25 protein-coding genes are annotated in these 23,931 nt (G+C 63.0%); 7 read left to right on the top strand and 18 right to left on the bottom strand.

Features of this window, described 5'->3' with window-relative positions:
- The gene (locus tag ACGYK2_RS16265; protein WP_271689387.1) at positions 1–891 is read right to left on the bottom strand and encodes a siderophore ABC transporter substrate-binding protein; all 891 of its coding nucleotides are present in this window, start codon (positions 889–891) and stop codon (positions 1–3) included.
- A 104-nt stretch (positions 892–995) separates the two neighbouring features.
- Between ACGYK2_RS16265 and ACGYK2_RS16260 the strand changes: the two genes are divergently transcribed.
- Positions 996–1,283 (top strand): DUF2218 domain-containing protein, encoded by a 288-nt coding sequence (locus tag ACGYK2_RS16260; protein WP_271689388.1) that lies wholly within the window; start codon positions 996–998, stop codon positions 1,281–1,283.
- An 84-nt stretch (positions 1,284–1,367) separates the two neighbouring features.
- Here ACGYK2_RS16260 and ACGYK2_RS16255 read toward each other — a convergent pair whose 3' ends face one another.
- The gene (locus ACGYK2_RS16255; RefSeq protein WP_271689389.1) at positions 1,368–3,347 is read right to left on the bottom strand and encodes a TonB-dependent receptor domain-containing protein; all 1,980 of its coding nucleotides are present in this window, start codon (positions 3,345–3,347) and stop codon (positions 1,368–1,370) included.
- Positions 3,348–3,784: 437 nt separating this feature from the next.
- On the opposite strand from ACGYK2_RS16255, the gene ACGYK2_RS16250 reads away from it, so the two are divergent.
- The 4 genes from ACGYK2_RS16250 to ACGYK2_RS16235 all read left to right on the top strand — a co-directional run bounded on the left by ACGYK2_RS16250 (position 3,785) and on the right by ACGYK2_RS16235 (position 7,706).
- Positions 3,785–4,846, top strand: coding sequence for an extracellular solute-binding protein (locus ACGYK2_RS16250; protein WP_136720422.1), 1,062 nt, complete (start codon positions 3,785–3,787; stop codon positions 4,844–4,846).
- Between the two features lie 61 nt (positions 4,847–4,907).
- Positions 4,908–5,993 (top strand): ABC transporter ATP-binding protein, encoded by a 1,086-nt coding sequence (locus ACGYK2_RS16245; protein WP_271689391.1) that lies wholly within the window; start codon positions 4,908–4,910, stop codon positions 5,991–5,993.
- On the top strand, positions 5,993–6,850 hold the full coding sequence (locus ACGYK2_RS16240; protein ID WP_209217402.1) for an ABC transporter permease: 858 nt from the start codon (positions 5,993–5,995) through the stop codon (positions 6,848–6,850). Before ACGYK2_RS16245 ends, ACGYK2_RS16240 begins: the two co-directional genes overlap by 1 nt.
- Positions 6,851–6,854: 4 nt before the next feature.
- Positions 6,855–7,706, top strand: coding sequence for an ABC transporter permease (locus ACGYK2_RS16235; RefSeq protein WP_067261320.1), 852 nt, complete (start codon positions 6,855–6,857; stop codon positions 7,704–7,706).
- A 41-nt stretch (positions 7,707–7,747) separates the two neighbouring features.
- Here the strand turns inward: ACGYK2_RS16235 and ACGYK2_RS16230 are convergent, their stop codons facing one another.
- The 5 genes from ACGYK2_RS16230 to ACGYK2_RS16210 form a co-directional block, all read right to left on the bottom strand.
- Positions 7,748–8,314 (bottom strand): poly-gamma-glutamate hydrolase family protein, encoded by a 567-nt coding sequence (locus ACGYK2_RS16230; protein WP_271689393.1) that lies wholly within the window; start codon positions 8,312–8,314, stop codon positions 7,748–7,750.
- A 22-nt stretch (positions 8,315–8,336) separates the two neighbouring features.
- A complete protein-coding gene (locus tag ACGYK2_RS16225; RefSeq protein ID WP_271689394.1) occupies positions 8,337–9,272 on the bottom strand; it encodes a class II glutamine amidotransferase in 936 nt (311 codons plus the stop codon).
- Between the two features lie 164 nt (positions 9,273–9,436).
- A complete protein-coding gene (locus ACGYK2_RS16220) occupies positions 9,437–9,724 on the bottom strand; it encodes an SH3 domain-containing protein (RefSeq protein WP_209217398.1) in 288 nt (95 codons plus the stop codon).
- Between the two features lie 60 nt (positions 9,725–9,784).
- Complete coding sequence (locus tag ACGYK2_RS16215) at positions 9,785–12,181, bottom strand: PAS domain S-box protein (RefSeq protein WP_271689395.1); 2,397 nt, start codon at positions 12,179–12,181, stop codon at positions 9,785–9,787.
- Between the two features lie 211 nt (positions 12,182–12,392).
- On the bottom strand, positions 12,393–13,541 hold the full coding sequence (locus ACGYK2_RS16210; RefSeq protein ID WP_271689396.1) for an alpha-D-ribose 1-methylphosphonate 5-triphosphate diphosphatase: 1,149 nt from the start codon (positions 13,539–13,541) through the stop codon (positions 12,393–12,395).
- 47 nt (positions 13,542–13,588) lie between these two features.
- Between ACGYK2_RS16210 and ACGYK2_RS16205 the strand changes: the two genes are divergently transcribed.
- Positions 13,589–14,266, top strand: coding sequence for a DUF1045 domain-containing protein (locus ACGYK2_RS16205; protein WP_271689397.1), 678 nt, complete (start codon positions 13,589–13,591; stop codon positions 14,264–14,266).
- On the opposite strand, the gene phnN is transcribed toward ACGYK2_RS16205, so the two are convergent.
- Genes phnN through phnG form a run of 7 tightly spaced genes read right to left on the bottom strand, consistent with a single transcriptional unit; the run spans position 14,242 to position 19,328 of the window.
- Positions 14,242–14,790, bottom strand: a complete 549-nt coding sequence (phnN, locus tag ACGYK2_RS16200; RefSeq protein WP_271689398.1) for a phosphonate metabolism protein/1,5-bisphosphokinase (PRPP-forming) PhnN — start codon at positions 14,788–14,790, stop codon at positions 14,242–14,244. The genes ACGYK2_RS16205 and phnN overlap by 25 nt on opposite strands.
- Positions 14,787–15,470 carry a phosphonate C-P lyase system protein PhnL gene (phnL, locus tag ACGYK2_RS16195; protein ID WP_209217393.1) on the bottom strand — a complete coding sequence of 228 codons (684 nt, stop codon included), beginning with the start codon at positions 15,468–15,470 and terminating at the stop codon, positions 14,787–14,789. Before phnL ends, phnN begins: the two co-directional genes overlap by 4 nt.
- Positions 15,471–15,522: 52 nt before the next feature.
- On the bottom strand, positions 15,523–16,293 hold the full coding sequence (phnK, locus tag ACGYK2_RS16190) for a phosphonate C-P lyase system protein PhnK (RefSeq protein ID WP_007117460.1): 771 nt from the start codon (positions 16,291–16,293) through the stop codon (positions 15,523–15,525).
- On the bottom strand, positions 16,290–17,159 hold the full coding sequence (locus ACGYK2_RS16185; protein ID WP_271689931.1) for an alpha-D-ribose 1-methylphosphonate 5-phosphate C-P-lyase PhnJ: 870 nt from the start codon (positions 17,157–17,159) through the stop codon (positions 16,290–16,292). The genes phnK and ACGYK2_RS16185 overlap by 4 nt, the downstream gene beginning before the upstream one ends.
- A gap of 47 nt (positions 17,160–17,206) precedes the next feature.
- A complete protein-coding gene (locus ACGYK2_RS16180) occupies positions 17,207–18,310 on the bottom strand; it encodes a carbon-phosphorus lyase complex subunit PhnI (protein WP_271689399.1) in 1,104 nt (367 codons plus the stop codon).
- On the bottom strand, positions 18,310–18,870 hold the full coding sequence (gene phnH / locus ACGYK2_RS16175; protein ID WP_271689400.1) for a phosphonate C-P lyase system protein PhnH: 561 nt from the start codon (positions 18,868–18,870) through the stop codon (positions 18,310–18,312). Before phnH ends, ACGYK2_RS16180 begins: the two co-directional genes overlap by 1 nt.
- On the bottom strand, positions 18,870–19,328 hold the full coding sequence (gene phnG, locus ACGYK2_RS16170; RefSeq protein WP_271689401.1) for a phosphonate C-P lyase system protein PhnG: 459 nt from the start codon (positions 19,326–19,328) through the stop codon (positions 18,870–18,872). The genes phnH and phnG overlap by 1 nt, the downstream gene beginning before the upstream one ends.
- Before the next feature lie 101 nt (positions 19,329–19,429).
- Between phnG and phnF the strand changes: the two genes are divergently transcribed.
- Positions 19,430–20,143: a phosphonate metabolism transcriptional regulator PhnF gene (phnF, locus tag ACGYK2_RS16165; RefSeq protein WP_271689402.1), complete on the top strand. Its 714-nt coding sequence runs from the start codon at positions 19,430–19,432 to the stop codon at positions 20,141–20,143.
- On the opposite strand, the gene ACGYK2_RS16160 is transcribed toward phnF, so the two are convergent.
- From ACGYK2_RS16160 to phnD, 4 genes are all read right to left on the bottom strand, one after another.
- A complete protein-coding gene (locus ACGYK2_RS16160) occupies positions 20,140–20,754 on the bottom strand; it encodes a chloramphenicol acetyltransferase (RefSeq protein WP_271689403.1) in 615 nt (204 codons plus the stop codon). The genes phnF and ACGYK2_RS16160 overlap by 4 nt on opposite strands.
- Positions 20,754–21,989, bottom strand: coding sequence for a phosphonate ABC transporter, permease protein PhnE (gene phnE, locus ACGYK2_RS16155; RefSeq protein WP_271689932.1), 1,236 nt, complete (start codon positions 21,987–21,989; stop codon positions 20,754–20,756). Before phnE (ACGYK2_RS16155) ends, ACGYK2_RS16160 begins: the two co-directional genes overlap by 1 nt.
- 65 nt (positions 21,990–22,054) lie before the next feature.
- Positions 22,055–22,933, bottom strand: a complete 879-nt coding sequence (phnE, locus tag ACGYK2_RS16150; protein WP_271689404.1) for a phosphonate ABC transporter, permease protein PhnE — start codon at positions 22,931–22,933, stop codon at positions 22,055–22,057.
- 73 nt (positions 22,934–23,006) lie between these two features.
- Positions 23,007–23,915: a phosphonate ABC transporter substrate-binding protein gene (gene phnD / locus ACGYK2_RS16145; RefSeq protein WP_271689405.1), complete on the bottom strand. Its 909-nt coding sequence runs from the start codon at positions 23,913–23,915 to the stop codon at positions 23,007–23,009.
- Positions 23,916–23,931: the final 16 nt, after the last annotated feature.

Genomic DNA, 23,931 nt, shown 5'->3' with positions numbered 1-23,931 from the left:
TTACTGCTCCGTCAGGGCGGCGTTGATCTCATCCAGCGTTCGGGTCATCGACTGGATGCCGCCGCCTGCGATGTAGATGGGCGCGGCGCTTAGATGGACGACTTGGCCGGTTTTCCATGCGGTCGTCTCATGCACCAATGCGTTGTCGAGCGTGGCACGCGCGCCTTCGCTTTCCTGACCGATGGCGGCCATCCGGTCGATCACCAGCAGGATGTCGGGGTTGGCCTCGCGGATGAATTCAAAGCTGATCGCCTCACCATGGTTGGCCATCTCGACATCCTGCACCGCTTCGGGCAGACCAAGCGCCTCATGCAGCCAGCCAAAGCGCCCGCCGATGCCATAGGCGCTGATCTTCGGCCCATTGGTCATCACGATCAGTGCGCGGCCTTTGCCCGCCAGCGCGTCTTTCGTCTGGGCGAGCTTGTCTTGAAAGGCGCTCGTCAGGGCTGCGGCCTCATCCTCTTTGTCAAAGATCTTGCCATAGGCTTCCAGCCGGGCGAGCCCTTCGCCGATGGTGTCTTGCCAAATGGTCATGTCCAGCGTCGGCGCGATCCGCGCCAGTTCCGGCACCTGTTCGGAGCTCCGGCCCCCGGCGATGATCAGGTCGGGGTTCAGGGCAAAAAGCGCCTCGTAATCCGGCTCGAAAAGGGAGCCGATGATCTCAGTACCCGCTGCCGCGTCTTCGAGGTAGGGCAGATAGACCGGGCGCACCAAGCCCTGCGGTGTGACGCCGAGCGCGGTAAGGCTGTCGAAGGCCGCCAGATCGTAGACCGCCACCGTGGCGGGGGTAAGCGGCGCTTCGGCAGGGCCGCGAGCGGTGTCGACCGTCACGGTCTCGGCCAGCGTGGGCGTGGCGAGAAGCAGGGCCAAGAGGGCAAGGGGTTTGATCATAGCGGTAACTCTTTCATCAGGGAGGAGGGGAAGCCGGGCCGGTGTTTACCATTCCAAAGGTCCGGCTTAGGACTAAGGCAGAAAATGCATCCGGAGAGAGCGCCATGCCGACGACCACAGGATTTTACCAAACCGAGAACGGCTCGAAATACTTGCAGCAGCTGTGCAAACATTTCGGCCATAAGATCGAGACATCTTACGACAGTGAGAAGGGCTATGCCGCTTTCGAGATGGGCACGGCCTATATGACGGCGGACAGCAAGGGCCTCACCGTCACGGCGACGCTCGACGATCCCGAGATGGTGCCTGCGCTGCATAGTGTCATTGACCGGCATCTTGAAACTTTCGCCTTCCGGGAAACAGAAAAGAACATGGTTTGGACGGTCGAATAGGCCGCCCCTTCACAGAAAATCCCGGCGCCGTAATGGGCGCCGGGTAAAAGGCCGAACCGGGGTACGACCAAGCGTAGCGTTTGATCAGAAGACGATCTCAGCGCTGAGGCGGATAGAGCGGCCCGGCTCGGTCAGCGGCTCCACTTCGCCCACGAACTCTTGGCCATAGGTGGCGCGGCTGCTGTATTGCTCATCGAAGAGGTTGTTCACCTCGGCGCGCAGGGTCAGGTTGTCCATCCGCTTGGGCGTGTATTCGGCAAAGACATTGGCGATCGTGTAGCCGTCCAACTCCGGACCGCTGCCGCCTGTCGCGGCGTCATAGGTATCGTCAAAGTCGAAAGCGACCTGCACGTCACCACCCAAGAGAACCCCGTTGTTCAAACGATGCGCCACTTGGAAGGTCAGGAAATCGCCCATCGGCATGGTCAGGTAGTTGCCGTAGTAGGAATCGGCAGAGCGGCCATTGATCTCGGTGTCGATGCGGGCAAAGCCAGCGCGGAAGAAACCATCTTCCCATGCGGTGCCGAGACCCAGTTCGAAGCCGCGCGATTGCACATCCGCAGTGAAGGCCGGGCCACCGCGATAGCTGGCGGCGCGGGCGTTGTCGATGTTGGTAGCGAAAAGCTTACCGTCGAGGACCCATGCGCCCATGGTGTAATTCGCGGCGAGGTAGAGGTTATCGGCGGTGACTTCCTCGATGCCGGAACCATAGTCCCACGCGGGGTTGAGGATATAGTTCTCGGCCAGTTCCAGACCGCCCCAGACATGGGAATAGCCCGCGCTGATCGTCAGGTCGTCCGAGACATCATATTCGCCCGAGATATTTCCCGAGAGGCCCGATTCAGACTGCGAGGAACCGTCGGTCCCCTCGAAATCCTGAAAATCGGCCCGCGCCCCGAAGGACAGCCGCGTATTGCTGCTGGGCTCCATCCGCGCTTGGGCGAACAGACCGATGTTGCTGAGTTTCTCTGTCGCCGCCTCACGCGCGCCGGAGGACAGGGCGAGATAGTCCAGATCGGCTTCGTCGGAGTAGAAGTCGAGACCTGCGTTCAACTCACCCCAGCTCAGCGCGAAACGGTTTGAGAATTCGCCGCTTAGGCTCATGGTTTCACCGCTGGTGATCGAATTGGTCGACAGCGCCGACTCGTCGTTAACCAGTTTGGTGCCGCTATAGGCCAGCCGTGCGGTGGGGTTCCACATCGCCGTCGGCGTGGTGTCGCTGTAGCTCAGGACGATATTGGTGCGCTCCAGATCATAGGGGCGGTCTGCGGGAAGCGGGCGGCCCCCGACGATGGCACCGAGGTTTGCCCGGTAGGGCCGGATTTCATCGTCGACCACCCGTTCGTAAGACAGCTCGACCCGGTCGCCGCTCTGCGCCTCATAGGCCAGTTTGCCCAGCCCGCTGAGCAGGTCGGTGCCCGAGCCGATGATCTCGTCCCCATTGCCATCTTCGCGCAGCCCGCCATCGGCGACCTTTGCAAAGCCGAGGTATTCAAACCCGCCCTCGCGGCCATAGACCGACAGGCTGTTCGAGAAGATGTCGCCGTTGCTGTCGTATTCCAGCTTGTAGCGCCCGCCAAAGGTCTCACCCGGGGCCAGCAGGTCGCTCGCGTCTTTGGTCTCATAGGCCAGCGCGCCGCCCAAGGCGCCGGGGCCGGCATCGGCCGGGGCCACGCCGGGATCGACGCGGGCGGCTTTCAGCAGCGCGGGGTCGATCAGCGTGGTGGTATTGTGGTGGAACACCTTGTTGTTCTGCCGCGCGCCGTCGATGGAAATGGCGAGGTTGTTCTCCTCGATCCCGTTCACATAGACCTTTTGCGACATCGGGATCGAACTGCCGACCGCAATGGTGGGCTCGGCCACGAAAAGCTCGGACAGATCGGCGGGATTGCTCAGCGCCAGCCCTTCGCTGGAAATTGAGATGTCATCGTCTTCCATCCCCGGAACGGCTGGCATCTCAAGGACGATGGTGCCCAAGAATGCTTCGTCGTTATTGCTCTGCGCATGGCCTGCGGCGGGAATCATCCCCGCGGCGAGGCAAACAAATGCATGTGTCGGTTTCATTAAAGTTCCCCTTACTCAAAATGCCCGGAACCAGAAAATGACCCCTCAGACGGCTTTGCGGCGATTCCTTATAGAAACCGTCAGGAATCTCAAGAGGCTTGGTTTGAGCGTGGGGCTGCCTGTGTCTTTTGGGTAAAGGTAGGGGGTGGCAGCAGGGGTGCGGGGCCGTGGATCACCTTGGAAAAGGGGCGGCTCGGACCGCGAAGAGGTGCATTCCCCTTGGCCCCCGAAAGCGCAGGCGGCCTCGTCAGCCACCCGACCCACGGTCACAGCCGCCCAAAGCAACCCTGCCAAAACAAACGGCATTTTCCGCCACTGTCACAAATCTTTTGCACTCTCAGGCCACAAGGAGCCGCGATGCGCCGAAGTATAAATTGACCAACTGGTCTAACGCGCGCATTCTGCCGACAATGAGTACACTAGAAAGAGGATTTCCCATGACAAGAACCATTCTGCTGGCCGGCACCATGCTGGCGGGGCTCGCCTCCGTGGCCCAAGCCGACACGCTGCGCCTTTTGACATGGGGCGGCTACGCACCTGAGGATGTGGTCGCGAAATTCGAAGAAGAGACCGGCCATACCGTCGAAGTCACGAAATCCAACAACGAAGAGATGATCGCCAAGCTGCGCGCCACAGGCGGCGGTGGTTTCGACCTCGCCCAGCCTTCGCAAGACCGCATTATGGGGCCGCAGATGGAATTCGGCATCTACAAGCCGATCGATGTCTCCAAGTTGAACAAAGAGCTTTTCATCCCCTCCATGCTCGACGCGACCATGGCCAACACCACCGTGAACGGCGATGTCTACGGCGTGCCGCACGTCTGGGGCACCTCCGGTCTGGTGATGAACACCGCCGAAGCGGGTGACACGGTCAAGGACTATACCGACCTCTGCGCGCCCGAAGTGGCGGGCAAAGTGTCTTACCGCCTGAAGCGTCCGACGCTCATCGGTTTCGCCTTCGCCATGGGTGAAGACCCCTTTGCCGCCTACGACGACGAGGCAAAATATGCTGAGATCATGGGCAAGGTCGAAGAGAAGCTGATCGAATGCAAAGAGAACGTCAAAACCTACTGGGGCGGCGGCGATGAGCTGATGAACCTGCTGCGCTCGGGCGAGGTGACCGCCTCCATGGCATGGGACACCGGCGGCTGGAAGCTGAACGACGACAACGCCGACATAACCTTCGTGGCCCCAGCCTCGGGTGCGCTGGGCTGGATCGACACCTTCGTTCTGCCCGCCAAAGGGCAGGCCGACGATGTGGCCTATGAGTGGATCAACTTCGTCATGCAGCCGGAAATCGCGGCGATGATCACCGCAGCGGCGGGCAACTTCACCGCCTCCGCAGGCGCGGATGAGTTTGCCGAAGACAGCCTGAAAGCCAAGTATCAGAACAGCTTCCCGCAAGAAGCCGTCGACAATATCAAATGGTATCCGCCGGTGCCCGCCGGTCTGGAAACCATCGAAGGCGAAGTGCTGGACCGTGTCCAAGCTGCCAACTGATAACTGACCCTACGAGCGGCACCCTCATATTGGGGGTGTCGCATCTTTATACGGAATTCACATGACCCCAGATCTGGAATGCGTCGACCTCGTTAAGCGGTTCGGCGATACCACCGCTGTTAATAACGTCTCCTTCACGGTGCCGCCCGGCAGTTTCTTCTCCATCCTCGGGCCTTCGGGCTGCGGCAAAACAACAATCATGCGGATGATCGCGGGGTTTCTCGACCCCACCTCTGGTGACATTCGGATCAAGGGTGGCTCGGTGCTTGATACGCCGCCGAACAAGCGCCCGGTGAACATGGTGTTCCAGCATCTGGCGCTTTTCCCGATGATGACGATTGCCGAGAACATCGGCTACGGGCTGCGCCGTCGCGGCATGCCCAAGGCCGAGATCGCGCGCAAAGTCGACGAGGCGCTTGACCGGATCGGCCTGCCGGGCATCGGCGCGCGCAAGGCGGATGAGCTTTCGGGCGGGCAGAAGCAACGGGTCGCCATCGCGCGCTGCATGGTGTTGGAGCCTGACGTGCTGCTGCTGGATGAGCCGCTGGGGGCGCTGGACCTCAAGCTGCGCGAACATATGAAGGTTGAGCTGAAGGCCCTGCAAGCCGCCTTTGACACGACATTCGTCTATATCACCCACGACCAATCCGAAGCGCTGGTGATGTCCGACCAGATCGCAGTGATGAGCAATGGTCAGTTCGAGCAGGTGGGCCGGGGTCAAGACCTCTACTACCGCCCCGAAACGCCCTTCGTCGCCGGTTTCATCGGGGAATCGAACCGCTGGAAGGGCCGGATCGAACGGGTGGAGGGCGACGCCCTGCAACTGCGCACCGACAGCGGGCTTGCCATGTGCGCCACCGGCGTGGGCCTTGTCCAAGGGGCAAAGGCTGAGATTTTCGTGCGGCCCGAATCCATTCGGCTGGCTGCCAGTGCCGATGCGCTGTCGGGGTTCGACAATCAGCTAAAGGGCACTGTCACCAGCCTGTTGTTCAACGGCGCGGCTTCCCGCGTCTTGGTGCAGGATGATGTGGGCGAGACGCTCGAAGTCACGCTGCCGCAATCGGGGGAGTTCTCAAGCCTGAAACGCGGCGACGTGGTGCATATCGGCTGGGGCGCGGGGCAGGCGACCTGCTTTGGGGTCGCGTGATGCGCAGCCAATCCCGACTGACATTCTACCTGCTGCTGACGCCCTTGGTGTTGTGGCTGGGGCTTTTGATCATCATCCCGCATATCGACATGCTGCTGATCTCGCTGCGCGAGCGGATCAGCTTTGGCGTCTATGAAACCAGTCTGGCGCAATATGAAAAGGCGCTGACCGAACCGCTGTATTTACGCACCTTCTGGCGCACGGCGGTGATGTCGGTGCTGGCAACCGCGCTGACGCTGCTGATCGCCTTTCCGGTGGCCTATTACATCGCCAAAATGGCGAAGGGGCGCTTGCAGCAGGTGTTGTTCCTGCTCTGCCTGATCCCGTTTTACGTCTCGGAACTGGTGCGCACCTTTGGCTGGATGATCCTGCTGCGCGAGACCGGTCTCGTCTCGAACCTGTTGCAATGGGTGGGGCTGGCGGACCGTCCGGTGGAGTTGCTTTATACCGATGCCACGATGATGGTCGGGCTGGTCTATACCTCTATGCTTTTCATGGTGGTGCCGCTTGTCACCACGCTGGAAAGCCTCGACGACAGCGTGATCGAGGCGGGCTATGATCTGGGCGGCAGCGGGCTTTCCGTCCTGCGTGAGATCATCATCCCCCATGCCATGCCCGGTATTGTGTCGGGCTGTATCGTGGTCTTCATGCTGAGCTTGGGCAACTACCTGACGCCGACGATGCTGGGCGGCAAGGACAGTCTGTGGTTCACCGAAATGATCTATAACCAGTTCATCGTGCGCTCCAATTGGGAGCTGGGCGCCGCCTTTGGCTTTATGCTTTTGGTGCTGTCTTCGGTGATCGTCTGGGGGATGCTCTGGCTGACGGGCCGGACCCTCAAGGAAACGATGGGGTGATCCAATGATCCCGACAATCCCGCAATCGCGCAGCTTTCGCATTGTCTACGGTGGCTATGTGGCGCTGTTCTTTCTCTATCTGGCCCTGCCGCTGACCGTGGTGGCGGTCTTCGCCTTCAACGACAGCCAGTTCCCCTCTCTCCCGTGGGAGGGGTTCACATGGAATTGGTTCTTTGGCGAGGAGCGCCCGCAGATCGGCGTCTTTCACGAACGCGGCATTCTGCGCGCGGTCGGCACCTCGGCCTTTGTGGCGCTTTGCGTGGCGGTGCTTTCCGTCTGCGTGGGCACGACCAACGCCTTTTTGTTCAACCGCTATGAGTTCCGTGGCAAGGGGTTCCTCTATGTGCTGATGCTGCTGCCGCTGGTGATCCCCGGCATCGTCTTAGGCATCTCGGTGCTGGTGTTCTCCTCAACACTGGCCAATGGCGTCTGGGACTTGGCACAGATCGACATTCAGGCGCTGCGCCCCGGTCTGCTTTTGGTGATCCTTGGGCAGTTCAGCTTTATCACCACCATCGCCACGCTTGTAATCTCGGCCCGGTTGCAGAAATTCGACCGGACCTTGGAAGAGGCGGCGCTGAACCTTGGCGCGGACCGGCTGACGGCGGTGCGCACGATCACGCTGCCCTTCCTTGCGCCTGCGATGGTCGGGGCCGTAGTGGTGGCGTTTTTGATGAGCTTCGAGAACTTCAACACAACGCTGATGCTCGTGGGCTCCGACGCGCCGCTGACCATCGCCATGTTCGACCGGCTGAAAGAGGGGTCGACCCCGCTGCTGAACGCCGTGTCGCTGCTCTTGATGCTGGGCTCGTCGCTTTTGGCGCTGCTGGTGATCCTTTTCCAGAAAAAGGGTTAAGCCCCCTCGGCAGGCCCGCCAGCCGGGCCTGCCGCTTTCGGCTAGAGTGCGGCACGCACCGCCCGGCTGAACCTTTCAAGCGAATCCGCATCCTCCGCCAAATGGCGCCTCAGCGACCGGGGCAGTTCAAGCTGCACCCCCGTGCCCTTGCGGGTGCGGTTGCAAATGTTCGTCTCATGCAGGCCGGGCAGGGTGGTGTTTACCTCCGCCCCGAAGCCCGCCGCGCGCAGGGCGGCACCAATGGCATCGCGCATCACGTTGTCCCGCCCGCCAAGCCATACGGTTTCTGTGCCATCGTCTTTGCGGCCATGTACGGCGATGGCCCCCTCGGCGCCGCCGACAAGCGCCAGCGCCTGCGGCTCATCGAAACGGTGCGAGGTGATGTGAAAATCCCCATGCGCCCCCGGCTTTAGCGCCTCGAAGACATAGAACGACAGGTCGCGCCCCGCGATGGCCTTGGCGATCAGGCCCGTCTCGGGTTCGATCGTGCCGCCATGCGGGGCCAGAATGACGACCGCGCTGCCGCGGTCCTCGGCCCGGATGCGGTAATCGACGCCCGCGACCATCTCGGCGGAGAGGTCGGCAAAATTCTGGAAGCGATCTGCCATAAAGGCTCCTGTTAAATGGCGGTTACACGTCGAGCTTGCGGACCGTTTTGCGGATCAGCCCGTCCTTCCGCTCCAGAAACACGATCTCGCCGAATTCGATCTTCAGCCATTCCTCTGCGTTTTCGGTCAGAGGCTCCGACGCGAGGATGGCCGAGGTTGCCTCCCCTTCGGGGCAGGCGTCGATGTCATAGGTGTTCGCATAGTCCTGAAAATTCGCCCCGGTCAGCAGGTAGATCGGCTCGAGCAGCATCGACAGGGGCAGGTCCTCATCCCGCAGCTTTTGCCAATCGCCTGTGACATCCGTCTCGCCCTCATGGCCGCAGCCAAAGTTCGCGCCGATGATCCGCTCCCGGCTGACCAGCGCGATCTTGAGTTTGGTGAGCGCGGCGAGGTCGAGGTCGCGGGCAGCCTTGCAGATCACCTGCAACAGCTTTTCAAACCCGCGCTGCACGTCTTCGTCGCTGTCGCCCTCCAGCAGGGACAGCAGCAGCACATAGAGGAATTCCGTATCCGTCGTGCCGCGCATCTGGGTGAGGTAGCGATCCTTGCAATGGGGCAGGAGCTCGCGCTGCAATTGCCGCCAATGGGGCAGGGCGCCGTTCTGGGCGATGATCCACGGCGTATGGTCAAAGGAGAACGGGTGGCAGTTCTCATCGGCCTGCACCACGCTGGCGTCATAAGAAGCCGCGCGGATATGCGACAGCAGCGTGTGCGCCTGAAGGCTAGGGATCACCGATTTGGCGTTGTCGTCGTGAAAGGCGGCCTTGGGCCGGTGGTAGCGCAGCGGCGCTTCGGGATGCAGAAGATGGTCGCTCCAGGCGGCGAAACCCCATCCGGCCAGTTGCAGGCTCGGGTGCAGTTCCGGGTCGAGGCTTTGGTTCAGCAGGCTGTTCTCAGGCGCAAGGAGCAGCGACTCGATTGGCAGTTCAGGTCCGATATAGGCGAGGAAGCGGCACATGGTTTTCCTTACTCTTGAGATATTTCAGCGACTTCGAAAAAGGGTTTGAAGGGCTGAGATAGAGCAAGGCGCGCGAAAATCGACTTGGGACGCGGCAGCGCAGTTAGGGCGAGGCGCCCGTCGGCTGGGGGCAGCCCGGCAAACGGGCCACCCGAGTTCATAAATCAGATGTCAGAGATATAATCCGCGGAGACATAGCCCTGCACCTCAGGCGCATCGGCGAGTGAGACGCGGCACCACAACTGCCCGATCTCGGTCACGCAGTCCCGGCGGTTCAGGACGGTGCCGTCGGGCAGCCCCATGATGATCCCGAAATCCAAACCCGGCCCGGACCGCAGTTTCAAAAGCTCATCCGGTCCGGTGCGGTGCACCATCACGCGGTCACTGGCCACGCCCGCGCAACCAGCGATGAACATAGCGGTGGAAACGGCTGCGAATGTAATACTGCGCATGATCTGCCTCTCTTTTGTTTTCTTTCTCATAGATCGAAAACCGGGCTGATCCTAGCCGCCTTATTCCGTCGCCGCCTTGCACTGCTCCAACGCCCGTTTCAACGAATGTTCGTCATAGGGTTTCATCAAACTGACATAGCGCGCCGCCTCTGCATCGCCTTCGGCATATTCCCGCGGATCGGCGCCCGAGGCGATGATCACGGCGATCTCGGGGCGCAGCTGCGTCACATGCTGCACCAGTTCCATGCCAGAGCCATCGGGCAGGCCAAGGTCGGTGAACATGACATCGAACCGCTCTGTCTGAAGGCTGCGCTCCGCGGCGGCGACGCTGTCGGCCTCGGTTACCGCATAGCCCAGATCAGAGAGCATATCCGCCGTGGCCATGCAGATCAGCGCATCGTCTTCGACCAACAGCACCTTCGGCGCGTCATCGGTGCTCGGCGCGGTCTCCGCCGCTGGCGGGGCGGTGTCGGCATTGGTTTGGCGCGAGAGGATCTCATGGATTTTCAGCGCCAGCCGTTCGCGGGTGTAGGGTTTGCTCAGCAGATCGACCCCTTCGTCGAGCCGTCCGGCATGAACGATGGCGTTCTGCGTATAGCCCGAGGTAAAGAGCACGCCGACATTCGGCAGATGCGCCTTGGCCTCGCGGGCAAGCTCGGGGCTGCGGATTTTGCCGGGCATGACCACATCGGTGAACAGCAGCTTTATCTGCACCCCGCTTTTGACGATTGCCAGCGCGCTGTCCGCATTCTCGGCGGTAAGCACGCCATAGCCAAGATCGCGCAGTTGATCGACGGCGGTCTCGCGCACGGCGGCATCGTCTTCGACCACGAGGATCACCTCGCCGCGGCCGGTGGGCGTGTCGGTGGTGGCGGGCAGCGGGGTGCTTTCCTCCTTGCGCTGTGTGCGTGGCAGGTAGACCCGCACGGTCGTGCCTTGCTTCTCTTCGCTGTAAAGCTTGATGTGCCCGCCGGATTGTTTGACGAAACCGTAGACCATGCTGAGGCCCAGCCCCGTGCCCTCTCCGGTCTCCTTGGTGGTGAAGAAGGGGTCAAAGACCTTCTCCATGATGTCGGGCGGGATGCCCGTGCCGGTGTCGGTGATCGCCAGCATGACATATTGGCCCGGCGCCACGTTCGGATGGTTCTGCGTATAGGCATCATCCAGCGCGGCATTGCCCACTTCGATCGTCAGCTTGCCGTGATGAGCCATCGCATCGCGCGCGTTGATAGCGAGGTTCAGGATCACATTCTCCAACTGCGCCAGATCGACAAGACAGTTCCACAGGCCCCCCGAGATCACCGTTTCGACCTCGATCCCTTCGCCAAGCGTGCGGCGCAGCATGTCGTCCATGCCCCGCACCAATCGGCCAAGGTTCTGCGGTTTCGGCTCCAAGGGCTGCTGCCGCCCAAAGGCCAGCAACTGCGCGGTGAGCTTGGCCCCGCGCGACACGCCCGCCATGGCATTGTCGACGAACCGCCGCTTGGCGTCGCCCTCGGGCAATTCTTTCGACAGAAGTTGCAGGTTGCTGCCCACCACTTGCAGCAGGTTGTTGAAGTCATGCGCGATGCCGCCGGTCAACTGGCCCACGGCTTCCATCTTTTGCGCCTGCACCAATTGCGCCTCAAGCCGGTCCCGCTCGGCCATGGCCTCTTCGATCTTGGTTTTCAGCGCGTTGTTGAACTCGATCTCGGCATTGCGGGCGCGCAGTTCTTCGCGCAGGTCGCGCACCTCGATCACCGTGCCCACGGTTTTGCCGGTCTCGTCCTTCATCGGGGAGGCGGTGAAACCCACGGGGTAGAAGCTGCCGTCCTTATGGACAAAGGTCTCTTCCCCTTGGGTCTGGTGGTTCTCGGGAAAGGCGCGGTCGATGGCGCAGTCTTCGATGGGAAAGTGCCGCCCGTCCGGATGGGTGTGGTGGATCACATCATGCAGCGGTCGGCCCGCGGTTTCTTCGAACCGATAGCCGGTCAGCTCTTCTGCGGCGCGGTTCATGAAAACGCATTGCTGCTTGTCGTCCATCATGAAGATGGCCATCGTCGTGTTGCTCAGGATGGCGTCCAGCCGGGCCGAGACTTTGGTCAGCGCCGCGTTGGCCTCTTTTTGTTTCGTGATGTCCTGAATGGCCGCGTAGAGGACCGGGTCATTCTCGGTCACGATCAATTGCAGATGGGTCAGCACGTTATAGCGCGACCCGTCCTTGCGCTGGTGGATCGTCTCATATTCCAGCGCCGTCTTCTCACCGCTCAGCAGCGGTTGGACGAGTTCCAGAAACGCTTCGCGCGAGAGTTCGGGCTTGATGTCCCAAGCCGCCATGCCGCGCAGCTCATCCATCGAATAGCCAAGGTTCTCCCGCGCGCCGCGATTGGCGAGGGTGAAGGTGAAATCTTCGACTGAAAACAGGTAAACTTCGCTGGCCGCATCTTCGACGATCTGGCCAAGGCGATCACTCGCCAATCTGAATGCTTCTCGCACCACTTTCCTCAAACTTGTCGGCCATGATGACCGGCTAAATTATTCTGCAAGATGCAGGTTTGCTTAACCTAGCCTTATGGAGCGACAAGACGAGGGCAAAAAGCCGCATTCGTACAAGGGGCGGGTTTTCGCGCAGATAAAAGAGAGAGGCGCACCCGCCAAAACCGGCGGATGCACAGGGGGCCGGGCGCGGTCACGCCACGCGGTTGCCCATGGCATAGACCGAAGCCAGGATCGGCGCGTCTTTCATGATGTCAAAGAGGATCAGATCGGCCCGCGCGCCCAGAGCGATCTCGCCCCGGTCGGTCAACCCTGCATGATGCGCGGGCGTGCGGGTCACGGTGGCGAGCCCGCGTGCCATATCGCCCCATAGGTTGCCCAGTTGCACCGCGCCCAGCAAAAGGGCTGCGGGCACATAGTCGGACGACAGGATATCGAGCAGGTCCAGTTCCGCCAGTTCCTTGGCCGCGACATTGCCCGAGTGCGAGCCGCCGCGCACGAGGTTCGGCGCGCCCATGATCGTGGCGATGTCTTGGGCATGGCACGCCTCTGCCGCTTCGCGGGTGGTGGGGAATTCGGCCAGCCGCACGCCATGGGCATAGCTGGTCGCGACCTGTTCGGCGGTGGTGTCGTCATGGCTGGCCAGCGCTGCGCCATAGCGCGCCGCCGCCGCCACCGCTGCCGCTTCATGTTTCGCGCCAAGCCGGTCCTGCAATCCATGTAGGAAGGTAACGTAATCGCCAAAATCCTCCCGCGGCAGGCCGTTCTTGCCGCAGACGTAGTCCTCGAATTTTTGCACGTCGCGGAATTGCCGCTGGCCGGGGGTGTGATCCATTAGGCTGACGATGCCGACCTTGTCGTCGGGGCCAAACTCGGCCAGTTCCTCCTCCAGCGTTTCCGAACAGATCTCGGCGCGCAGGTGGATATGGTGGCTGATCGCCAGCGCCCCGCTGTCGCGCATCATCAGGATCTCATCGGCCATGTCGCGGGCGTATTTCCCGTAACGTTTGCGCCCTTCGTCCGAGAGGATCGACCCCACCCGGATCGCGTCGAAAACCGTGGTGATCCCGGTGCCCGCCAGTTCGCGGTCATGGGCAATGATTGCGGCACGGTGCGGCCAGTCGACCTTGGGCCGCGGCTTCATATGGCGCTCAAGGTTGTCGGTGTGCAGTTCCACCAAACCGGGGGCGAGGTAGCGCCCCTCGCAATCGACCGCCCCCTGTGGCACGGCGGAGCCTTCGGCGATATCCGCAATCACCCCGTCGCGCAGCACCACGCTGCCGGGGATCACCGCATCGGGCAGGATGATTTTAGCATTGGCGAGAATGGTTTCTTTTGTCATGTGAAGGTCACGCTTGTTGCGCATCCATGGATGCAGGGAGAAGATGAATGAAGTTCGACCGCTACGCGATCTATTACACGCCCAAGGGCGCATTGGCCGAGGCTGGGGCCGCTTGGCTGGGGTGGGATTTGGCGCGCGGGCGTGCCGTGGCGCATCCTGAGGTCGCGGGGCTGGACGTGGCCGCCCTGACCGAAACGCCGCGCAAATACGGGCTGCACGCGACGGTCAAACCGCCGTTCGTACTGGCCGAAGGCACATCGGCTGACGGGTTGCTGGCCAAGTTCAAGACGCTTTGCACGCGGCTTGCGCCCGTCACGCTGGATGGGCTGGCGCTGACCCAGCTGGGCCGGTTTCTGGCGCTGACGCCCGAGGGGGACACCGCCGCGCTCAACACCATGGCCGCCGAGGTGGTGCGCGGCCTTGATACTTTCCGCGCGCCACCGACCGAGGCCGATCTGGCCCGCAGGCGTCAGGCCAATCTGACCCCGGTGCAAGAGGCTAACCTCAGCCAATGGGGCTACCCTTATGTGATGGAGGCGTTCCGCTTTCACATCACCCTGACCGGCAAACTGCCCAAGGGCGATCTGCCGCAGGTCACCGCAGCGCTGGCCCCCTATATCACGCCGCATCTGCCGCAGCCCTTCGTGCTGGACAGCCTGACGCTGGTGGGGCAGGCCCCAGACGGTATGTTCCATGAGGTTCACCGCGCGGCCCTTTCGGGATAAAGCGCCGCCAGCGCCAGTGCCACGGTTTGCTTCAGCGGGCCGGAGTTGTCGATCTCGATGGCGGCGATATGGTCGGGCAAGACCCGTTCGGCGCGCGCCAGCCGGGCGGTGATTTCCGCTTCACTCTCGCGCCCACGGCCCCGCAGCCGCGCGGCCAGCACTTCGGGCGCGGCGGTGAGCGACAGCACCTCGAACCGGTCAAACCTGAGCTTCGCTTCGGTCAACACCGCGCGCGAGAGGTTGGCCAGCACGTCGCGCCCCTCGGCCAGCGCCATATCGACCGCGATGGGGATGCCATAGCGCAGCCCATGCGCGGCCCAGCTGAGGGCAAAGGCGCCCTCCGCCTCCAGCCGCAGGAACGTGGCCTCGTCGATCCCGTCGAAGTCTTCGCCGCCCGCTTCGCTGGGCCGGGTGATGGCGCGGCGGGCGAGGAAGAGATCGGGCTGGGCCTCGGCAAGCGCTTCCATCACGCTGTCCTTGCCCACGCCCGACGGCCCCACAACCGCGATGAAACGCCCGCTCATGCCGCCAATCCGGGGGTGAAGCGGGTCACGTCCACTTCGCGGTCGCAGATTTGGTCGCGGGCGGCTTCGTCGTGGAAGATGCCCAAGATCGCCGTGCCACGGGCCTTGGCCTCTTCGATCAGCGCCAGCACCGTGGCGCGGTTGGTGGCATCAAGGCTCGCCGTCGGCTCGTCCAGCAGCAAGACGGGGTAGGGATGCGCAAAGCCGCGCGCGATGTTCACCCGCTGCTGCTCCCCGCCGGAAAAGGTCGTGGGGCTGAGCTGCCAAAGTCGTTCGGGGATGTTGAGTTGTGCGAGCAATTCTCCGGCCCGCGCCCGTGCCTCGGCCTCGCTGCTGCCCACCGCGCGCAGCGGCTCGGCCACGACATCCAGCGTTGCCACCCGTGGCACGACGCGCAGGAACTGGCTGACATAGCCCAGCACATGACGGCGCAGCTCCAGTATCTCGCGCGGGGCGGCTTGGGCGACATCCAGATCGCCGACCATGATCCGGCCCGAGGCGGTCAGGTAGTTGCCATAGATCATCCGCATCAGCGTCGATTTCCCGGCGCCCGACGCCCCGGTCAGCGCCACGCATTCGCCCCGCGCGACGGTCAATTCACCGCCGCGCATCACCGGGATCACCGCAGCGCCTTGGTTGTGCAGGGTGAAGGATTTGCTCACATTTTCCACGCGTATCATGGTTTAGCCTTGCTCGGTATAATTCTGAAATTGAATGGTTTTCTTTGCATGTTCACACCTGTAGCACGCTAGAGACCAAAAGCTGCGTATAGCCGTGCTGCGGGTCGTCGAGCACCTGATCGGTCAGGCCGGTTTCCACCACATGGCCGTCTTTCATCACCATCAACCGATCCGCCAAGAGCCGCACCACCGCCAGATCATGGGTCACGATGATGGCGCTCAGCCCCATCTCGCGCACAAGCCCGCGCAGCAGGTCGAGAAGCCGCGCTTGCACGCTCACGTCCAGCCCGCCGGTGGGTTCATCCATGAAGACCAGCCGCGGCCCGGTCACGAGGTTTCGGGCGATCTGCAAACGCTGCTGCATCCCGCCAGAGAAGGCCGAGGGCCGGTCGTCGATCCGGTCTTCGTTGATCTCGACCCGGCCCAGCCAATCGGTGGCGCTGGCGCGGATGTCGCCGTAATGCCGCGCGCCCACGGCCATCAGCCGCTCACCCACATTGCCGCCTGCGCTGACGTTCATGCGCAGCCCGTCGCGGGCGTGCTGGTGGACAAAGGCCCAATCGGTGCGCGACAGCATCCGGCGCTCCGGCTCGCTCATCGTCACCGTGTCGCGTAGCCCATCGGCGCGGGTGTCGAAACGCACCGCCCCGCGATCTGGGGTCAGATGCCCCGCCAGCGTGTTCAGCAGCGTCGACTTGCCCGAGCCGCTTTCGCCGACGATCCCCATGACTTCGCCGGGGTAGAGGTCAAAGCTGACATCGGTGCAGCCGATCCGCGCACCATAGAATTTCGCGATGTTTTCAACTTGCAACAAGGGGGTCATGCCATGCCCTCGACCACAGGTGCCGCATCCGCGCCGCGATGTCCCGCCGCCTGACGGGCCGCGCAATAATCGGTGTCGGAACACATGAACAGACGCCCGCCAGCGTCATCGACGATCAACTCATCCAGATAGCTGTCCTCGGCTCCGCAGAGGCCGCAGGGATGGTCGGCCTTACTCGCCTCAAAGGGGTGGTCCTCAAAATCCAGCGAGACGACCTGCGTATAGGGCGGCAGCGCATAGATCCGCTGCTCGCGCCCCGCGCCGAAGAGTTGGATCGCGGCCATTTCCAGTTTCGGATTGTCGAATTTCGGGATCGGCGAAGGGTCCATCACATAGCGCCCCCCGACCTTGACCGGATAGGCATAGGCCGTGGCAATCGCTCCGTGCTGGGCGATGTCTTCGTAAAGTTTCACATGCATCAGCCCGTATTCCTCCAGCTCGTGCATTTTGCGGGTCTCGACCTCCGAAGGCTCAAGAAAGCGCAGCGGTTCGGGGATTGGCACCTGATAGACCAGCACCTGATCCTCGCGCAGCGCGGCTTCGGGGATGCGGTGGCGGGTTTGGATGACGCTGGCCTCGGTCGTGGCTTCGGTCACCGCGACGCCAGCGGTCTTTTGGAAAAAGCGGCGGATCGAGACGGCGTTGGTCGTGTCGTCGGCCCCTTGGTCGATCACCTTGAAGGTATCCTCGGGCGTCAGCACCGCGGCGGAGACCTGCACCCCGCCGGTGCCCCAACCGTAAGGCATCGGCATCTCGCGGCTGGCAAAGGGCACCTGATAGCCCGGGATCGCCAGCCCTTTCAGGATCGCGCGGCGGATCATCCGCTTGGTCTGCTCGTCCAGATAGGCAAAATTGTAGTCGTTCATGCCCCGGTCCTCCTGCAAGTCCTGGTCACTCTGTGTCATGGCAGGGCTCATTCCGCGGCCTCCCGTGGTGCGTCTTGCGCCGCGGCTGTCGCCTCGCGGCGCAGTTTGCGGATCAGTTCGAGTTCGGATTGGAAATCGACGTAATGGGGCAGTTTGATATGCTCCAAGAACCCCGTCGCCTGAATGTTGTCGGCGTGATAGAGCACGAATTCCGCGTCCTGCGCAGGCGCCCCGAGGTTGTCTTCGCCCAACTCCTCCCAACGCAATGCCCGGTCCACCAGCGCCATGGAGATCGCCTTGCGCTCAGACATGCCGAAGACCAGCCCATAGCCGCGGGTGAACTGCGGCGGCTCGGTTTTGGAGCCTGCAAATTGGTTCACCGTCTCACATTCGGTCAGCTCGACCTCGCCGATCTCGATGGCGAAACCCAGTTCGGGAATATCCATTTCGACCGCGACTTTGCCGATGCGCAGTTCCGCGACAAAAGCGTGGTTGCGCGCATAGCCGCGTTGCGTGGAATAGGCCATGCCGAGCACGAAGCCCTCGTCGCCGCGGGTCAGCGCTTGCAGGCGCAGGTCGCGGGTGGCGGGAAGTTCCAAAGGCTCGCGGGTTAGGTCGCGCGGCGGGGTCTTGCTGTCCGTGTCGCGCTGCATCAGCCCTTCGCGGTCGAGGAATTCCATGATGTGCGGCGTCTCCGCGGGCGGCTCGCCCTCGGACGCTTCGGGGGCCGGGGGCACCTCACCATCGGCGGCGAGTTTGAAATCCAGCAGCCGGTGCGTGTAGTCGAAGGTCGGCCCCAAGACCTGTCCGCCCGGCGCGTCCTTGAAGGTGGCCGAGACGCGGCGGTCGCAGGCCATGGTTCCGGTGTCCATCGGGCGCGAGGCCCCGAAACGCGGCAGGGTGGTGCGATAGGCGCGGATCAGAAACACCGCTTCGATCAGATCGCCCCGCGCCTGTTTGATCGCCAGCGCAGCGAGGTCGGGATCATAGAGTGAGCCTTCGGCCATCACCCGGTTCACCGCCAGCGTCATCTGCTCGCGAATTTGCGCGACGCTGAGTTCGGGCACCTTTGCGTCACCGCGCCGCTCTTCGGCAAGCCATGCGTGGGCGTTGTCGATCGCCCGCTCGCCGCCTTTTACCGCTACATACATCAGGACACCTTTGTGTTTCGGGGCAGCGCCGCCAGACGGTCGCCGCAGGTGAAAATGAAATCCAGCCCACGCGGGAAGAGCGCCGCGTTCTGCTGGAAGGCGGCGCGCTCGGGCAGCGACAGTGCCGCAGTATCCTTGATGCCGGGGCCGGAGAGGGTCGCGCCATCGCCGCGCAGATCATCCACCTCGACGATCAGCGTGGCAGAGCGGTCGGGGTAGGCGGCGGTCCCGAGGGGGAAGTCGCCGCGCGGCAGGTCGTCCCATGCGCCCAAGGCGAATTGTGCCGCAGTTGCGGGGGCGAAGGGCGCGCCGGTGTGGAAGGTGATCCAATCGCGCACTTCGGGCCGGTCGAAGCCGGGCGCGAGGTAGAGCGGCGTTTCGGGGTCGCAGAGCGTCAACAGGACGACCCCGGCGGCGGCGGAGAGACCCGCAGGCGGTTCGGCCCCGGTCACGCTGTTGATCTCCCCCGGTTTGGCCATGGCGTTCATCACCGCGCGAAAGGCAAAAGCGGCGTCTTTGGGCGCGTCGCGAAACCCACCTGTCAGCGATAGGGTCTGCATCAGTCTTCTCCTCTGACCATGGTGAAAAAGTCGACCTTGGTGGCGGCGGCCTTGGCGGCACGGCTGGCGCGGTGCTGGCCCTCGATCTCGGCCAGCGGGTCGAGCAGTTTGGCGCGGACCTCATCCGCCGCATCGCCCTGCATCAGCGCGTCGGTAAGGGCTGCTTGCAGCGCCTTGTCGCGGCTGCGGCCCTGCACATAGGCGTGGCCGTCTGCCCCATCCGTCAGCCGGACCGAACAGCGCGTGACCGACATCTCGCCCATGTTGAAGGCATCGCCCACAGCGCCCATGCGGCCCCGCAGCATGACGCCGCCGATCTCAGGCGCGCGGAGCACCTCATGGGCGGGCAGGGGGCCGAAGCCCTCCCAAAGCCGGGCGAGATCGCGGGCCTCGGCCCGTGCGAGCAGGCCCATCCACGCCTGCCTGTCGCGGGACTTTTCCTTGGTTTCAACCGTCATCTAGACACCTTGTGCATTTGTCTAATTTACTATACAACTAGACAAGTATTAGCCGCTGGCCTTCCGCTGGCGCAAGCTTGGATATGTGAAACTTCTGCGACATGGCCCGTACTGCGATCTGGAAAACCATCACCGCCGCCCTGACCCATGACATCGCCGCGGGGAAATACGCCCCCGGTGACCGGCTCCCGACCGAGGCGCAGTTGGCGGCGCGCTTTGGGGTCAATCGCCACACGGTGCGCCGCGCGATCAGCGACATGAACGAGAGCGGGCTGACCTATAGCCGCCGGGGGGCGGGGGTCTTCGTGGCGCAGCGGCCCACGGATTATCCAATCGGCAAACGGGTGCGGTTTCACCAGAACCTCGCGGCGGCGGGGCGGGTGCCAGCCAAGGAGGTTTTGACCTTGGAGACACGCGCCGCCTCGGCCCATGAGGCCGCGCAGTTGGGGCTGGGTGGGGATGCAATGGTGCATGTCTATGAGGGGCTGTCACTGGCCGATGAGCAGCCCATCGCGATCTTTCGCAGCATCTTTCCCGCCGCGCGGTTTCCCGACCTGTTGGCGGCGCTTGAGGCCAGCCGCTCGGTCACCACGGCCTTGGCGCAGGGCGGGGTGGCGGACTACACCCGCGCCTCGACCCGGCTGACGGCGAAACTGGCCAATGCCACGCAGGCGCTGCATTTGCGATTGTCCGAAGGCGCGCCGATCCTGCGCTCGGCGGGGATCAACGTGGACCCCGAAGGCGTGCCGGTGGAATACGGGGTGACGTGGTTCGCGGGTGACCGGGTGACGCTGACGCTCAACCCCGGCGACTAGCCGTATTTCTCAAGAAACGCTTCGGCGGGCAGGGTTTGGAAGTCCTTGAGCGATGCTTGCAGTCGATCATGCGGCCAATCCCACCACGCCAATTCCTCCATCCGCGCGGCGATGCTTTCGGAAAAGCGGCGGCGCAGCGGTTTGGCGGGGATGCCGGCGACGATCATATAGGGGGCGACATCGCGGGTGACGATGGCCCCGCCTGCCACCACCGCGCCGTGCCCGATGGTTACCTCGGGCCGGACCTGCGCGCCGTGGCCCAGCCATGTGTCATGGCCGATCACCGTGCGGCGGCTGCGGCGCAGGGCGAACCAGTCGGCGTCATCCTCGGCCCCGTCGAAGTAGTCCCCGGCGCGGTAGTGGAAGTGGTGCAGGCTGGCCTTTTCCATCGGGTGATCGGTGGCCCCGATGCGCACACTGGCGGCGATATTGCTGAACTTGCCGACTTGCGTGTTGGCGATGTCGCACCAGCGGTCGCAATAGGAGTAATCCCCGATCTCGGAATGGGCGAGGCGCGTGGCGCGCCCGATCTCGACATAGCGCCCGAACTGCGTGTCAGTCACTTCGCAGTCCGGGTGAAGGAAGGGCGCATCCGCTTTGAGACGCGCCATCAGTGGCCCGCCTCATTGCCCGCGATCAGTTTGCGGCGCAGCCAGCCCGAGAAGCTGTCCATCGCCACGACCATCAGAATGATCAGCACGATGTAATAGCTCACCTCTTCCCAGTCTTTCTGGGTGATGATCGCTTGGGTCAGCAAAAGACCGATGCCGCCCCCGGTGATCGCGCCGATGATGGTGGCAGAGCGGGTGTTGGATTCCAGATAGTAAAGTACTTGGCTCAGCAGAACCGGGGTGATCTGCGGGATCACGCCAAAGCGGTAGCGCTGCACGGGGGTGGCCCCGGTAGAGGCGATGCCCTCGATCTGCTTGTCGTCCACATTCTCAAGCGCTTCGGAGAAGATTTTGCCGAAGGTGCCGGTATCGGTCAGCAGGATTGCAAGCGATCCGGTCAGCGGGCCGGGGCCAAAAGCGCGTGACAGCACGATGGTCCAAATCAGCCCGTCGACCCCGCGCAGGAAGTCGAAGAGCCGCCGCGCGGCAAAGCGCAGACCGCCAAGCGGAGAGAAGTTCTTGGCCGCAAGAAACCCCAGCGGCAGGGCGATCATCGCCGCGCCAAAAGTGCCGAGGAAGGCCATGAGAACGGTCTCGACCAGCGCCCAAGCCACATCGCCGTGACGCCACATCTTGTTGGTCCAAAAGTCCTGCCAGATCGCGCCATATTCACCGCTGCGCAACAGCTCAAGCGGGGACATGCCGTAGTAGGGGCTGTCGAGCGTGAAGAAGAACAGCTCCCACCCGTTGAAATAGCGGAAGACCTCGGCGCGGTTGCGGGTGATCGTCAGGCGGCCTGCCTCCGTGGTCACGGCAAGACGGTTTTTCGAGGCGTTGATCCACGCGGGCAAGGGGCCATCGGGCAGGGTGGCGTTGACGCCGCTGCGCCCCGGCGTGGCGGTGATCAGCCCGTAGCCCGGCACGTCATAGCGCACCTCTGGCCCCAGTTTGACGGTATGGCCGTTGCCCAGCTCGACGATAGAAGTCTCGCCCAAGGTGACCCAATCGGGGGCGGTGCCGGGGGCATAGCGGCCCTTGCGCTCGCCTTCGATGGCGATCTCCATCTCGCCGTTGCGGTTGTCGCGGGCGACATGGGTTTTGTAGCTATAGCTGTCGGCCACCAGCGTCTTCATGTTCGACACGTTGATGCGATAGCCCAGCCCTGCCACGTCAAAGGCAAAGAAGACGTAAGTGAGGTAGGCAAGGGTCAGCACCGGGGCGGCAAGGCTCGCCATGCGTTTGCGCCGGAAGCTACGGCTGGCGACCTGCTGAGCGGGGAGGGTGGAAGCGGTAAGGTCGGTCACAGGATGGCTCCCTTGTCCTTATAGGCGCGGCCATGGGTCAGCCGATCACGGAAATGGCTTGAGACTTGGTCGACGATGATGATGGTGCCGAAGAGCAGCAGAAAGATCGCCGCCGCCTCGTCGAATTTGCCTTGGCCCCAAGACATCGTGTTGCGCAGGTCATAGCCGATGCCGCCTGCGCCGACGAAGCCAAGGATGGCCGAGGCGCGGATGTTGATCTCGAACCGCAGCAGCGCATAGGAGAGGTAGTTGGGCGCGACCTGCGGCACGACGCCCAAGACCATCCGTTGCAGCCAGCCTGCGCCAACGGATGCCAGCCCGTCCACGGGTTTGAGAGAGGCGTTCTCGTTCACCTCGGAGAAGAGCTTGCCAAGCGCGCCCACCGTATGCAGCGCGATGGCGATCATCGCGGGCACCGGGCCGCCGCCCAGAAGGAAGATCAGCACCAGCGCGACGACGATCTCAGGCACCGCGCGCAGCACGTCCAGCAGGCGGCGCAGCGGCGCTACGAGCCACGGCGCGGGGGCAAGGCCGCGGGTGGCCAGAAGGGCAGCGAAGAAAGCCAGCAGCGCGCCGATCAGCGTGGCGGCCCCGGCGATGTTCACCGTCTCGATCAGAGAGGGGAGGTATTTCACGAAATAGCCGGGCAGCAGATGGATGCGCTCCCAAGCCTCGCCCAGTACATCGGCGGGGAAGTCAAAGATATTGGGCAGCCCTTTCCAGAAACCGCCTGCGTTGCGGGCATTGGCGGTGCCGAAACCGCCGATCAGCAGGGCCAGGAAAACGACCAGCAGGATCATGTTCATCACCCGCTTTTGTCGGGTGTGGGCAAGGTAATCCGCCGTGATCTGCGGTGCGGTGGTGGTCTGGTGCATCTGTCGTCCCCCTATGACGACAGGCCCCGACAATCGTTGTCGGGACCTGCCAGATGTCTTGTAATCGCTGCGATCAGTTGGATTTCGCCTTGCGCGCTTCGACGATGGAAACATAGGCGTCATGCGCGATCGGATCGAAACCAAGGCTCTCGCCCGCGGCCACGCCGTAGGCGCAATCGGCGTCTTTCTCGTGCAGTTCATCCACCAGTTGGGTCATCGTCGCCTTGACCTCTTCAGGCAGGGCCTTGCGCAGCACGACCGGGCCTTCGGGGATCGGCTTGGAGCGCCAGATTTCCACCAGATCGTTCATGTCGACGAGGCCCGCGTCCACAGCTTTGCGCAGCGCGCCGGAGTTGTAGCCGTCTTCCCAGTTGCCCTGACCGTCGGCCCATGTCACGCCGCCGTCGACGTCACCGTTGTTGACCGCGACGATGGTCTGCTCATGGCCGCCGGTGAATTTCACTTCGCCGAAGTAATCGCCGGATTCCATCGTGGCACCGGTGGTCTGGGGGATTTCGATGGAGGGGATCAGGTAGCCCGAGGTGGAGTTCGGATCGCCAAAGCCAAAGACCTTGCCCTGCATGTCTTCGAGGCTCTCGATGCCCGCATCTTTGCGCGCGAAACCGATGGAGTGATAGCCGTAGGAGCCGTCGAGGTTGATCTTGACCAGCACCGGCTCGACCGCTTCGGGGTCTTGCAGGTGCACGGCGGCATAGGCCGAAGCGCCCAGCCATGCCATGTCGAGCGTGCCGCCCAGCAGACCTTGGATCACGCCGTTATAGTCGGCCGGGGCAAAGAGTTTGGCCGGAACGCCAAGGCGCTCTTCGGTGTAGCCGCGCAGACATTCGTAGGAGTTCATCCGGTCCTGCGCGTTTTCCCCGCCGAGGATGCCGATGCGGAATTCGTCGATCTCGGCACTTTGGGCCATGGCGGTGCCGGTGAGGGCCGTGGTTGCCAAGGCGGCGGCGATGAGCTTTTTCATTGTGTCGTCTCCGTTT

The organism is Sulfitobacter sp. 1A10359, from assembly GCF_043558145.1.
Lineage (GTDB): Bacteria > Pseudomonadota > Alphaproteobacteria > Rhodobacterales > Rhodobacteraceae > Sulfitobacter > Sulfitobacter faviae.
Note: the sequence above shows the minus strand (reverse complement) of the source record. Positions and strands in the feature narration are given on the sequence as shown.